8 protein-coding genes and 2 pseudogenes are annotated in these 13,580 nt (G+C 55.3%); 5 read left to right on the top strand and 5 right to left on the bottom strand.

From position 1 onward, the window contains the following. The first annotated feature begins 42 nt into the window (after positions 1-42). The gene (locus tag IB238_RS11240; RefSeq protein WP_192246222.1) at positions 43-603 is read left to right on the top strand and encodes a recombinase family protein; all 561 of its coding nucleotides are present in this window, start codon (positions 43-45) and stop codon (positions 601-603) included. Positions 604-712: 109 nt separating this feature from the next. Continuing rightward, on the top strand, positions 713-1,273 hold the full coding sequence (locus IB238_RS11245) for a DUF6680 family protein (RefSeq protein WP_192246224.1): 561 nt from the start codon (positions 713-715) through the stop codon (positions 1,271-1,273). 228 nt (positions 1,274-1,501) lie between these two features. On the opposite strand, the gene IB238_RS11250 is transcribed toward IB238_RS11245, so the two are convergent. Next, entirely contained in the window at positions 1,502-1,849 is a 348-nt protein-coding gene (locus tag IB238_RS11250) for a hypothetical protein (RefSeq protein WP_192246226.1), read from the bottom strand. 110 nt (positions 1,850-1,959) lie between these two features. Here IB238_RS11250 and IB238_RS11255 point away from each other — a divergent pair. Both IB238_RS11255 and IB238_RS11260 read left to right on the top strand, forming a co-directional pair. After that, a pseudogene (locus IB238_RS11255) lies at positions 1,960-3,074 on the top strand (IS3 family transposase). 1 nt (position 3,075) lies between these two features. Beyond that, positions 3,076-4,103: pseudogene (locus tag IB238_RS11260) on the top strand (IS3 family transposase). Between the two features lie 263 nt (positions 4,104-4,366). Here IB238_RS11260 and IB238_RS11265 read toward each other — a convergent pair. From IB238_RS11265 to IB238_RS11280, 4 genes are all read right to left on the bottom strand, one after another. After that, positions 4,367-5,530 carry a DegT/DnrJ/EryC1/StrS family aminotransferase gene (locus IB238_RS11265; RefSeq protein ID WP_192246228.1) on the bottom strand — a complete coding sequence of 388 codons (1,164 nt, stop codon included), beginning with the start codon at positions 5,528-5,530 and terminating at the stop codon, positions 4,367-4,369. Beyond that, positions 5,527-6,450 (bottom strand): GDP-L-fucose synthase, encoded by a 924-nt coding sequence (locus tag IB238_RS11270; RefSeq protein WP_192246229.1) that lies wholly within the window; start codon positions 6,448-6,450, stop codon positions 5,527-5,529. Before IB238_RS11270 ends, IB238_RS11265 begins: the two co-directional genes overlap by 4 nt. A gap of 7 nt (positions 6,451-6,457) precedes the next feature. After that, on the bottom strand, positions 6,458-7,585 hold the full coding sequence (gene gmd / locus IB238_RS11275; protein ID WP_192246230.1) for a GDP-mannose 4,6-dehydratase: 1,128 nt from the start codon (positions 7,583-7,585) through the stop codon (positions 6,458-6,460). A 192-nt stretch (positions 7,586-7,777) separates the two neighbouring features. After that, positions 7,778-9,565, bottom strand: coding sequence for a discoidin domain-containing protein (locus tag IB238_RS11280; protein ID WP_192246231.1), 1,788 nt, complete (start codon positions 9,563-9,565; stop codon positions 7,778-7,780). A gap of 345 nt (positions 9,566-9,910) precedes the next feature. Here IB238_RS11280 and IB238_RS11285 point away from each other — a divergent pair, with 345 nt between their 5' ends. Further along, entirely contained in the window at positions 9,911-13,543 is a 3,633-nt protein-coding gene (locus IB238_RS11285; RefSeq protein WP_281414440.1) for a CDP-glycerol glycerophosphotransferase family protein, read from the top strand. The last annotated feature ends 37 nt before the right edge of the window (positions 13,544-13,580 follow it).

Raw genomic sequence — 13,580 nt, forward strand, 5'->3', positions numbered from 1 at the left:
GTGTCATAACTTCTTAAAAGCTATTGGCACCTAGAGGACACTATGACATCCGCCATCATCGGCTACGCCCGCACCTCCACCACAGACCAGACCGCAGGACTTGAGGCCCAGCTGCGCGACCTGACCGCAGCCGGTTGCGTCAAGGTGTTCAATGAGCAGCTCTCATCTGTGGACACCAAGCGTCCTGAGCTTGAGAGGGCACTGGACTATGTTCGTGAAGGCGACACACTGGTGGTTACAAAGTTGGACCGGCTCGCCCGCTCGATGCCCAACCTCGTGGACATCACCAGCAAGCTGAAGGCGAAGCGCGTGGAGCTGAAGGTGCTGGCGTTGAACCTCGACACAGGTACGCCCACCGGCAAGCTGATGCTGAACCTGCTCGGCTCCATCGCGGAGTTTGAACGGGAGTTGATGCTGGAGCGGCAGAGGGAGGGCATCGCCAAGGCCAAGGCTGACGGCAAGTATCAGGGACGCGCGCCTACAGCACGGCGGAAAGCTGACGACATTCGCAGGCTGAAGGCCGAAGGCAAGACAGTAGACGCCATCGTCACGGAACTCGGAGTGAGCCGGTCTAGCGTCTTCAGGATGTTGCGGAATGCTTGAGCACGCCTGTTTTTCCCGATGATAATGTGTTTTCAACTTCTTATGCGCCGCCGCCGCTTGCTTTTCTTCGGATGAATTCTCACTTTCAGAGAACATCAGGAGATTCTGGATGATCGACTTATCGAACATTGACTGGGCAGTTGTTCTTGCAACTTTGGTCGGCCCCATCGTGGCGGTGGGCATTACTCTGTGGCATCAGAGCAGGTCTTCCACAATCGAGGGGCGCAGAGAGCTTTTCGTTACGATGATGAAGACCCGCCGCCATCCAACGAACAGCGAGTTCGTCGGTGCGTTGAACTTGGTGCCCGTACACTTCTATGGCGATAAGAACGTAATGGAGCGATACTCGGATTTGATGAAGACTTTCGACGATGCCATGTGGCTGAATTCTGAGGCTGTCCCGAGACTGGTCGACCAAGTTGAGACCAAGGTTGCATATCTCTTGTCGGAAGTATCGAAGGCAGTGGGTAGGCCCGTTGAGCAACTGCATGTCCTTAGGGGGGCGTATGCCCCACAGGGCTGGCAAGACGAGGAGGTGGCGCAGAAGAGAATGCGCGATGCATTGTCCTCAGTTCTGTCGGGCGAGCGTCCAGTATCAGTTGCTGTCGTGTACCCGCCCGTTCCTCAACGTGAAGCGGTTCAGTCGCTAGAGATCAGCCAAGTCGACTAGGCACGGGGCTAGTAAGCTCACTGCCTCCCCCGCACGCACCGCAGCTGCCCTTCGTCAGCCCCCCGAGGTTACACCCTTCACGGCCACTCTCTGCGGCTTCTGGCCAACCATCGACGGTACACGCAATTGACACCGCAAGGTACACGGTGCTAGGGAGGCCGTAACGGATGTCTAGTGTATGCTATTGAGATCGTTGAATATTTATTGACTTCTGTGAAGATCAATGGCTCACCAATTCTCATGTCGGGTGCGCCATTTCCGTTCAAAACTGCGAACACCGGGCCAAAATTTTTTGCTGCCAGTTAGTGCCTGGTGGATAGCGGCCTTGCTCCCGATGATCTTGACCTCTCTGTCCCCGACCTGGACCTGATCGACGACGGCCTGGATATAGGCCTCACGGAAGGGGATGTCGCCCGAGGTAATATTCTCGCGCATCATTCTGCCGAACTCTTCGACGACGGCGGGCGGGATATCCGAGGCAGGCACGGCATGTGTCCGGGCGCGATCGAGGGAGGCCTGGATGCGCTCGCGGTCGATCTTGAGCGAGGCGATGCGCTCACGCAGGATGTCGTCCATTTCAGCGATCCCGTCCTCGATCATCGTGTAGATGCGTTTGAGGCTGGTCTGCCCCCCTGAAAAGTGATCCTTCGTGAAGTATGGCTTATGAGCCGAAGAAGGACATTGAAATGGCAGCGAAAAGACACAAGGCAGAAGAGATCGTCACGAAGCTTCGTCAGGTTGATGTGCTGAATGCACAGGGCAAATCGATGGCGGAGGCGATCCGTTCGATAGGCGTGACGGAAGTTACCTATTACCGCTGGCGGGCAGAATACGGTGGCCTGAAGGGCGATCAGGTAAAGCGCCTGAAGGAATTGGAGGCCGAGAACGCTCGTCTCCGCCGGGCGGTTTCCGATCTGATCCTGGACAAGATGATCTTGGCGGAGGCTGCCAGGGGAAACTTTTAAGCCCCGCTCGCCGCCGTGCATGCGTGGATCATATCACTGCAGAACTGGGCGTGTCCGAACGACGGGCATGCCGGGTTCTCGGTCAGCATCGTTCGACGCAGCGCAAAAATCGCAAAGACCCCGGATGATGAAGCGGCATTGACCGCTGACATCACGGCGCTCGCCCTCCAATATGGCCGCTATGGCTACCGTCGCATCACCGCGATGCTGCACCAGGCAGGTTGGATCGTGAACGTCAAACGGGTCGAGCGGATATGGCGTCGTGAGCGGCTGAAAGTTCCTTCCAGGCAACCCAAGCGCGGTCGGCTCTGGCTGAACGACAGCTCGTGCATCCGGCTTCAGCCGGAGCACACCAACCATGTCTGGTCCTACGATTTCGTCGAGGACCGCACCCACAACGGAAGGAAAATCCGCATGCTGAACGTGATCGACGAGTTCACACGAGAATGCATTGCCATCAGGGTCGAGAGAAAGCTGAAGGCGGTGGATGTCATCGATGTGTCTCCGATGGGCCGGAATTCGTCGCCAAGGCTTTGAGGGAGTGGATTGCGCTGGTCGGTGCCAAGACGGCGTACATTATGCCGGGCAGTCCCTGGGAAAACGGCTACTGCGAAAGCTTCAACTCAAAGCTCAGGGACGAGCTGCTCAACGGAGAAATCTTCTACACGCTCAAGGAGGCAAAGATCATCATCGAAAGTTGGCGGCAGCACTACAACTCCGTACGTCCTCACTCATCCTTAGGCTACGAAGCACCGGCACCCGAAGCCACCGTATGGCCCCGCCAGAATGGCCCGGCGTCAACTCCGGCAGTGGCAGCCCAACCAAGCATGCACTAACATTAAACCCGGATCACCCGATGGGGGCAGACCACAGGCGGAGGATGGCATTCCGGTCGCACAGTTGTGCCGGGAGCATGGCATGAGCGATGCCAGCTTCTACAAATGGCAGGCACGGCTGCGTCCATGGTCAGCCAAATGAAGAGCATGGAGGACGAGAACCGACGGCTGAAGAAGATGTATGCGGAACTGAGCACGCGAAACGATCTTCTGAAGGAAGCTCTTGGAAAAAAGCGTTGAAGCCATCTCAACGCAAGGAGATGGCCGTGACAGCCGTTCGGAACCATGACGTCAGCGTGGCATTCGCGTGCCGGACGTTCTCGATCAGCCAGACCTGCTATCGCTATGGACGCAAGCTCGGCAGCGAGAACAAAGAAATTGCCGACTGGCTGTTGCGATTGACGGCAGCCCGGAAGGCGTGGGGTTTCGGCCTATGCTTCCTTTATCTGCGCAACATCAAGGGCTTCGGATGGAACCACAAGCGGGTTTACCGTATCTATCGCGAACTGGAACTGAACCTTAGGATCAAGCCCAGGAAGCGTCTGATCCGGGAGCGGCCCGAACCGCTGGCAGTGCCGGAACGACCCAACCGGACCTGGTCGATGGATTTCATGGCGGACCAACTCGCTGACGGTCGCTCGTTCCGAACTCTGAACGTCCTCAACGACTTCAACCGCGAGGGGCGTGGTATCGAGGTCGATTTCTCGTTGCCAGCCGAGCGGGTCGTTCGATCCCTCAACCGCATCATCGAGTGGCGTGGCAAGCCGGGTATAATTCGTGTCGATAACGGCCCTGAATATATCAGCGGCACGCTGATGGCGTGGGCCGAGAAGCGCAACATCACCATCGTGCACATTCAGCCGGGAAAGCCGCAGCAGAACGCTTACATCGAGCGCTATAACCGGACGGTCCGGCATGAATGGCTGGGTTGTTCTATCTTCGAAACAATCAAGGAGGTGCAGGATCGACCGACCCAATATGGCCATCGGCGGCATCACGCCGAGGCAGAAACTGAAAATGGCAGCGTAAATTCTACTGATCGGCCCCGCTAAAAACGGGGGGATTACCGTAGATCTAACTCTTCAGCGACGTACATGCCATGAATCATCGCGGTAAGGCGCGCGCCCAAGCCATCAGTCCGAACCGATATAACCTGCTTCTTCTTATTCCCAAACATCATTATTGGTAGCATCCATAGTCGATGAGGCATCGTGAAAGGCGAGTCCAGCCAGTGTATGAAGATGACTTACCGAGGCGTCCTCAAAGCCCGTTGTCTATTGCTTCCTAGTAACTTAGCTCAACAACGCCCTGACGGCATCCAGTTTGTCACGGATGTCTGTCTGATGGTTGCCGATGAAGAAACCGTCTGTGTCGATGCGCTCTGCAGCTTCCAGATTGCCCGCGACCGCATACTCGAAATACTTGATAACTGGGTTCTTCACAAAGTTCCCGGCGACGATCGGCCTGACGTCGACATTCTGATCGCGAAGCCTCTGGAGAAGTTCTGCGCGAGTAACGCTTGCATCCTGACGCACGGTCATAGCAAAGCCGAACCAACTGCTTTCACCGATTTCTTCCTGGATCTGCAGGAAAGGATGGTTGCTGAATATTTCCTGGAAATGCCTGCCGTTGAGCTTTCGGTTGTCAATGAAGCCGGGAAGCTTTTTCAACTGCTCCCTGCCGATCGCGCCACTCATTTCCAGCGGGCGGACATTGTAGCCAGGCAATACAAACCTGAACGATTCCTCGAACGGGTCGTCGCTCTTCTCACCCGTAACATGGTTGAACTTCGGCAGGTTACGCGTCCACCCGTGAGCGCGCAAGCTAAGCAGGATGTGGTAGATTTCTTCGTCGTCAGTGACGACGCAGCCGCCTTCCATGGTCGCGATATGATGAGAATAAAACGAACTAAACGTACCCATCAGGCCAAATGTGCCGGCCTGACGCCCTTCGAACGTCGCACCCATCGACTCGCAATTGTCTTCAAGCACGAGAATATCTCGGTCTCCAATAATCGTCTTCACCGCGGCGAAATCGTTCGGATTGCCTAGCAGATTAACGAGGCAAATCGCCCTGGTGCGCTCTGTTATCGCGGCAGGCAGCTTTGCCAGATCCAAATTCAGGGTGTGGGGATCAACATCGACGAAAACAAGCTTCAGGCCATATTGGTGGAAGGGGTAATAGGTCGTCGACCAGGATACCGCTGGGACGATAATTTCATCCCCCTTCTGGAATTTTGGGGTCTTGGTGAAGAACGGCGCAGCCACCATCAGTAGGTTCGCGGTCGAACCTGAACTGACCATCACCGAATATTTGGATCCGAAGAATTCCGCAAACTGACGTTCATAGGCAGCAACCTCCGGCCCCATTGAAAACATACGCGACTCGATTACGCGCTGAATTGCCGAAAATTCTTCGTAATCCCACGTATCTGTTGCCAGGGCTAGATCGATCATTGAGTGTTCCCGTTCTTATAAAAGTTGTAAGTTTGCGCGATGCCACTCTCAAGCGATGTCGTTGCTTTCCAGCCGAAAGCTTCAAGCCCGGTGATGTCGACGAGTTTCTGGTTCATGCCTTGCGGCTTTGACAGATCATGGACAAATTTGCCGCTGAATCCCAAGACCTTGGCGATCGTGCGGTAATAATCCAGGATGCTGTGGTCATGGCCGAGGCCAACATTCAGGTTCTGAGGCAGGTCTGAGAAGCGCGCGATAGCCGCAAATACAAAGTCTGCCAGATCCCCAGCATACATGAATTCACGGCGGGCTTCGCCGGTACCCCATATATCAACCATATCAGCCTTCGCTTCGACAGCCTCGGAGATCTTGCGTACCACTGCGGGGATCATATGCGACTTTTGCGGATCGAAATTATCATAGCGACCATACAGATTGCATGGGATGATCGTCTTGTAGAGAAACGAGGGCGCTTCCTTGTTGATATATTCGCAAAGGCGGGCACACGTGATCTTTGCGAGTGCATATCCCTCGTTGGTCGGCTCCAACTCGCCACACAAAATGGTTTCTTCACGAAGCGGGTTCGTTGCCGCGCGAGGATACATGCATGAACTGCCAATATTGAGCAGCTTGGGTATCTCCGCCCGCCGGGCGCCCAACAGCACATTCATGCCCATCTTGAGATTGTCGCTGAGAAATCTAACCGGTGCGGCCATATTCGCCTGGATTCCGCCAACGGTACCCGCTGCGTGGATCACGATATCTGGCTTGTGGCTAGCCAGAAAATCATGAACCGCATTCTCGTCCAGCAGGTCAAGCTCCGCTCTCCGCGGAGCAAGGATCGTATGCTGACCGGCATCCGGATGCTCAAGGATGTTCCTGCCGACCATTCCCGAGCCGCCACTGAGAAAAAGCTTCATAGCCTTCCTACCGCGACGTTTCGACCGAGAAAGGCACAGAATGGCCGTGCGTCTTAAGGAAAGCGTGGCGTTTTGCCACCACCAGGTCGTGATCGACCATCTCCTCACACATTTCCTGAGCGGTTATTTCCGGCTTCCAGCCGAGTTCCTTTTCGGCCTTTGCTGGATAGCCAAGCAGAGTTTCCACTTCGGCAGGACGGAAGTATCTGGGATCTATCTTGACGATCACGTCCCCAGGCTTAACACCAGGTAGATCATTGCTCTGTACAGACCGAACCACACCGATTTCATCGATGCCGCTGCCTTCGAAGATAAGTTCTATCCCGAGCCTCGTTGCAGACCAAAGTATGAACTCGCGAACAGAATACTGCTTTCCGGTTGCGATGACGTAATCGGTGGGCTCATCTTTCTGGAGCATCATCCACTGCATGCGCACATAGTCTTTGGCATGGCCCCAGTCTCGCAGAGAGTCGAGATTGCCCATGTAAAGGCAGTTCTCTAGGCTTTGAGAAATGTTTGCGAGACCGCGCGTGATCTTCCTTGTCACGAAAGTCTCTCCACGCCTCGGCGATTCGTGGTTGAAGAGAATGCCGTTACAAGCATACATTCCGTAGGCTTCACGGTAATTTACGGTAATCCAATAGGAATACAGTTTAGCGACCGCATAGGGTGAACGCGGATGGAAAGGTGTCGTTTCCCGCTGCGGGATTTCCCGAACCAGACCATACAACTCGGAAGTGGATGCCTGATAGAACCGCGTTTTCTTTTCTAGTCCAAGAAAACGGATGGCCTCCAGAAGGCGCAATGTTCCCAATCCATCGACATCGGCGGTGTATTCCGGCGATTCGAAGCTCACCGCGACATGGGACTGAGCGCCAAGATTGTAGACCTCGTCCGGCTCCACTTCCTTGATAATACGTGTCAGGTTCGAAGTGTCGCTCAAGTCACCGTAGTGCAAATGGAGCTTAAGGCCTGAATCATGCGGATCCTGATAGAGATGGTCGATGCGCTGCGTGTTGAAAATCGAGCTGCGCCGCTTGATCCCGTGAACCTCATACCCTTTTTCAAGCAGCAGCTCTGCCAAGTAGGACCCGTCCTGCCCGGTAATGCCGGTAATGAGAGCTGTTCTTGTCATTGCGATGCCTGTCCTTCCCGAAGTGGTGCAAATACGCACAAGCTTTAAGATCGCCTTCGCTAGGCTCTAGTCACCACCGGATGAAAGTTCAAGTGGATGCCTTGGAAATAGCCGGCGGAATTGAGACCTTTATGTCGGCACCGGATTGACAGGGTGGCTGTAGACTAGGCAGCCGCGGATCTCCTCACGGCATCATAACGCCAGCAAATTCAGAACAGCATCTTTTAGGGCGACATTCGGAACGGCGGCCTGCTTGCAAAAATCCAGATTTTTCTCTGCAGCCGCAGGATTATTCCGGCTCTTCTCAAGGGCGCAAATCAATGCTGCATGGAAAAAGCTTCCGGACGCGGCAAGATTCTCTATCGGCTTGAAAAATTCGGAAATGTTGTATTTCCCTAACGTTCGCGCCGTGAATATTCTAAACATGATTTTCAGATTTCCGCTAGCGTGCCGTGCCTCGAAAAGATCGCGTAGAACGTTACTGCTGCGATGATTATCCCCGTTTTGGGCAAGCAAGGACGAAAGTACGTAATAATAGAGTTCATTATCCGGATCGAACTCGATCGCCTTTTCCAAAACGGCAATATTCTCGCCGCTCTGACGATTTTTTCGGCCATAGAAAAAAGCATACCAATATCCGAAAGCTACATGCATCGGATGATAGATCGACGCATGTTTGGCAAGGTCGGAGATCGATGCTAGATGCTGAACTGATTCCGAGAAAAGCTGTTGCGGATTGACGATCTTGCTGCCCCCGATCGCCGAAGCCTGGCGTAAAAAGCCGCTGCTGCCGCCGACGATCGTCTCGAAACGTGAAAGCAGGACGATGTCATAAATAGCTCTTTGATGACGCTCCATCTTTCCGGTTTCTATGCTGTTCAGCGTATCGCTATCGATACAGCCGCACGAATGCGCAATATGCGCTATGCTTTCGGAATCTTGTCCGAATAAATAGACGTCCCTTCCTTGGTCGACAAAATGACGCACGATTTTCTTTGCTATCGGTAGTGTTAGCCCCTTATAGGTATAGTTCAGATACTTGCGATATTCTCCAAAGATTATATCCCCACTTCTCAGATGAAGTGCGACTGATCTAGGCTTTATCTCCGTATTTTGCGCAACCGATATCGCGTGTTTCACCTCACTCGAAAATTCGATTCTATCGAATGCCCGCTGCATTGCGGACACGGAATCCATATCCGGAACGCCGGAAACCACATCAGTCAGAATGGCGCGAGGGCTGGCGATCATGCCTGTTTGCGATAACGTCCAGCGAATATCGTCAAAGGAGCGCTTCATTTCTGTCAGGGGCCAGATACCCTCGCCGTCCCGTGGGGGAATGAGATGAGCCGCGAGGAATTCTTTACTGAACATGCGCGTTGCCGGCACAATGGCGTGCGTCATGTCATCCACCAAGCGGTCGCTCCAGGTGAATCGAAAACCTGCACCGCAGAGTTCGCTCATCCAAAGGGCATTGAGCATCGCGTTCAGGCGCTCGCCCAAACCATCCGCCCGGTTTGCGACCACTACAGGTCCTCCGTACTCCGAAAATACCCGGGCATTGACTTCAACTTTCTCGAGATGAAAGTATTGCCGCTCGTTCAAGCGCAGCCGCACATAGCGGGCTTGCATGGCGCCCGACAAGGGAAGGACGAAAGCAGATTCCCAGAGAACCGTTCCCGAATGGATGATCTCCCAACTCCGCCCATCCATCGAGATTTCTACGATGATGCTGCGTGCGCAGAATTGAAATCCATCCTTGCGATTGAATAGTTTTATATTCTCTATGGCATGAACGCCCTCAAGATCCACAATGAGATACGGGAAGTCGCTCTTTTCTGTATGAAAAGAGAAATTCCTGCCGGAGTTCTCGAAAACGACGGTTTCGTCGTCTGGTGTCGACCATCGGGACTGGGAGCTTAAAATGGCTCTCTGTCCCGCCGTGACATTCACGATCGTCGCCGTTTGTTTTTTGATCAAGTCCCCCTCCCACCTAAAACTATAGAAATCGAAATATCGCCCACCGCGCGACGGCGAAGAGGCGTCGATCGGCCAGAAAATCCACTCAACCCGCCACGCCAACGCGGGCGACTAGCTAGCCCATGTTCACAGGCGGAACAAGTATCATCCTGGGGCCGCAGTGCGGCCAGGTCATTCTCTCTCAACAAAATAAAAGCCCAAGACAACACGGAGATGAAGCCTTGTCTTAAAAGCTGCGAGTAGCTACTACCTTTACGGTCTGGTGCATGGATGGTTTGGGTAGCAATGCGAGCGATAGCAGCTTATTCTTTTTATATATTTGGCGATTTTCTTCAGAGCGTGAGGATGCCGGCCGCGGCGGAATGGCTCTTTCGCCGCGCTCTCGCCATCAGGCCTGATCATCCCGGGTGGAATGCCAGGATCGCATCCCTTCTCCTACATCGCAAAGCCTATGGCGATGCCCTTTTCTTCTATGATACAGCGACAGGGCTCGATCACTCGCGGGCATCTTGGCACTACTCCCGCGGGAAATGTCTCCAAGAACTAAAGCTTTTTACGGAGGCCGCGGCCGCTTACGAGGCTGCCATCCAGCGCTCCCCTGAGATCGGTGCGTATCACAGCCGTTTGGCGGAGGTGCGCCGTAACCAGAAGAAATGCTGGCAGGAGGTTTCGTCTCTACGACGGGCGGTGGAACTCACGCCAGGAAGTGCGTCCCTCCATTTTCGCCTGGGCGAAGCCCTGGAGGCGATGGGCAAACCGGACGAGGCCGTAGAAGCCTATCGCTCGGCCGTCGCCCTGCAAAATACGGACGCGGCATGGTTTTTCCAGCTCGGTAGAGCGGCTCATTCGGCAGGTGATGTCGACACACGCGACGCTGCCTACAAGAAGGCGGTTGAACTCGATAAGACGCTGCAGGTATCGAGGTACGGCGTCGGCATCTTCTATCAGCGCACCGAGAACTGGGAGATGGCAGCCGCCTGTTTTGCGCGCCAATCGCTTGAGAGCCCTTCCGATGCCGAGCTTCACTATCGGCTGGGTATGGCCCACGATAGGAACTACAATTGGCCGGCGGCGATAGAGGCCTACAGGCATGCGCTCTCCCTCGATCCTGCCAGGGACAGCTGGCATTATCGTCTGGGCTTCGTGCTGGAACGGTCGAACCAACTGGAGCTGGCTGCCGCCGCCTACACGGCGGCGATAGAAGCGAGCGAGGAGCCGCCGTACTATTGGAGCTATCGGCTTGGTTCGGTGCTTGCGAAGGCAGACCGATGGGAGCAAGCGGTGTCGGCGTTCCTGGCACGGGCGGATTTCGCATTCCAACCATCCGCCAACGATAACGCGGCAACGCCACGGTCCTTCGACGATATCATGCAGACGATCGACCGTCTCAAGCTCCTCGTGCGCCGCACCGCCTATGATGGAGCGGCGCACGAGGAGCTTGCAGTCGCATTCGAGGAAATCGGCGATTGGAACAATGCTGCGGCGCATTACGCAGCGGCCATCGACAACAGTTCGGCTTATCCCGCAAAACTGTTCTTTCGCCAGGGCTTCTGCCTCGCGAAGTCCGGCAGGTTGGAAGCGGCCGCAGCGGCTTTCATCGAATCACGGATCCTTCGACGGCCGTTCGGGGTCGGCAACACCCCCACCTTCAAGCGCCCCACGCCGTCGACGGAATATGTGGAATTCTCGGAAACCCTACCGCTTTGGGGGAACGCGATCCTTTTCGAGAGTTTTCACGGCGCCTCAATCAGCTGCAATCCCCGCGCCATCCTTGAGCAGGTCGTCAAGGAGGACTTTTTTCGGGATTATCGTTTCATCGTGGTGCTGAACGACACCTCGCGCCTGCCCGCGCACCTCGCGTCGGATGCCCGCGTCTGCGTCGTGAAAAGGGAATCCAGCGGATATCGCCGCCATCTTGCGACGGCGAAATACCTCATCAACAACAATACCTTTCCGGCATATTTCAACCGTCGTGACGGCCAGCAATACCTCAACACTTGGCATGGTGTCCCGATAAAGACCCTGGGCAGGCACATCAAGGGCGAGTTCATGGAGCACAGGAATGCTGCGAGGAATTTCCTGCAGGCCAGCCACATGATCTCACCGAATCGGCATACGTCCGATAGCCTGATGGAAGACTATGACGTCGCCGGGTTGTTCGCAGGCCGGCTGGCGGAAACCGGCTATCCTCGCGTCGACCGTACTCTCAACATGACGCCAGCTCAGAAGAAGGAGCTTTCACAGGCATTGGGGCTCGATCCGGAGAAGCGAACGGTGCTCTATGCCCCGACCTGGCGAGGCACCCTTGGCAACAAGCAACTGGACACGGACCGGCTGGTCCAGGATTTACAACAACTGGGAAAACTGGATTTCAATGTTCTCTTCCGGGGCCACAGCATGATTGAAGGGCTGCTGGGAACAATGGATCTGGCCATCAAGCCCGTTCCTCCCGAGATCGATACCAACGACCTGCTTGCGGTGGTCGATCACCTCGTGACCGACTATTCCAGCATCGCATTCGATTTCATGCCGAAAAATCAAAGTATAACCTATTATTGCTATGACCTTGATGAGTATGCATCCGAGCGCGGCTTTTCTCTCGATGTCACGATATTGCCCGGCGTCATCATCAGAAGCATGGACGAGGTCATAAGGTCCATCGAACATCCGCAGCGCCATTCCGACGAAGCCGCCCATCTTTACTATCCCCATGAAGACGGAAAGGCGACACGACGCACGATCGACTTCTTTTTCCACGGCGACAGATCGCATGACGTGGAACTGCGGCCGGACAGGCCGGCGGTCCTGTTCTTCGCGGGACCGTTCATACCGAACGGCATTACCTCGTCCATCATCAGTCTGCTCAATTCCCTCGCTCCGCAGGAGGTGCGAGCCGTGATCGTGATTGATGCGGACCCGGTCGGCAAGCAGCACGAGAATATTGCCAAGGTTGACCAGCTATCCGCTCATGTGCAGATCCTCGGGCGGACAGGCGGCACATCGAGAACCCCCGAGGAACAGTGGATCTTCGATCGGTTCATCGAGAAAAACGAGCTTCCGGCCGCGGAGATGTGGGCGATCATGGAACATTCGATGGCAAGAGAGTTCCGGCGCGTTTTCGGAGAAGCGAGCTTTTCGGCCATCGTCAACTTCGAGGGATATACCCGGCTTTGGGGGATGCTCCTGGGTATCGGAAGTCCGCGGGATATCTCGCGGTTGATCTTTCTACACAACGACATGGAAAATGAGCGCGTCACGCGGTTCCCCTACCTCAAGGGCATGATCAACCTCTATCGCCACTATGACAGGCTGATCTCGCCCTGTGACAGCGTGTCCGACCTGAACATGCAAAACACAGCGCGTATCGCCGGGGTCGCCGAGGACGCCTTCGTATCGTGCCACAACCTCATTGTGCCCGAGGAAATCGATCAGAAAAGCCGGGAACCTGTTCCTGAGGACATCGCAGGTTGGGCCTCCGGCTCCAGAACGTTCGTCACTGTCGGTCGCCTGTCTCCCGAAAAGGGCCACAGCAAGCTCATCAACGCCTTTGCGCGCGTTCATCGGCAATATCCGGATACCAAGCTCATGATCGTCGGCGGCGGGCCGCTGCTAGTTGAGTTGCAAATCCAGATCGATGGCCTCGGCCTTTCCCATGCCGTGAAGCTGATCGGCATGGTGGCAAATCCCATTCCCTATATCGTGATCTCCGACTGCTTCGTCTTTTCGTCGAATTACGAGGGTCAGGGTATCGTCCTGCTGGAGGCCCTTCATCTCGGAAAACCCGCCATATCTACCAACGTCGTCGGCCCGTGCGACGTGCTAAAGGACGGGCACGGGTTGCTGGTGGAAAACTCGGAGGAAGGGCTAAGCCAAGGCATGCTACGCTACCTGCGCAGCGAGCTCACCTTCCCACCGTTCGACAGCAGTCGTTACGTGGCAGATGCACGCGACCGCTTCTACTCCCTGCTGGCGCAATAAAGCGGCCCCGGGTCGCACCCCGCCAACGGCAAAAGGG

This window comes from Rhizobium sp. ARZ01, from assembly GCF_014851675.1.
Lineage (GTDB): Bacteria > Pseudomonadota > Alphaproteobacteria > Rhizobiales > Rhizobiaceae > Mycoplana.

Coding starts and splice junctions, on each gene's coding strand:
- IB238_RS11240 (WP_192246222.1), top strand. CDS start 43: ATGACATCCGCCATCATCGGCTACGCCCGCACCTCCACCACAGACCAG.
- IB238_RS11250 (WP_192246226.1), bottom strand. CDS start 1,849: ATGGACGACATCCTGCGTGAGCGCATCGCCTCGCTCAAGATCGACCGC.
- IB238_RS11265 (WP_192246228.1), bottom strand. CDS start 5,530: ATGATCGATCTAGCCCTGGCAACAGATACGTGGGATTACGAAGAATTT.
- IB238_RS11270 (WP_192246229.1), bottom strand. CDS start 6,450: ATGAAGCTTTTTCTCAGTGGCGGCTCGGGAATGGTCGGCAGGAACATC.
- gmd (WP_192246230.1), bottom strand. CDS start 7,585: ATGACAAGAACAGCTCTCATTACCGGCATTACCGGGCAGGACGGGTCC.
- IB238_RS11245 (WP_192246224.1), top strand. CDS start 713: ATGATCGACTTATCGAACATTGACTGGGCAGTTGTTCTTGCAACTTTG.
- IB238_RS11285 (WP_281414440.1), top strand. CDS start 9,911: ATGCCGGCCGCGGCGGAATGGCTCTTTCGCCGCGCTCTCGCCATCAGG.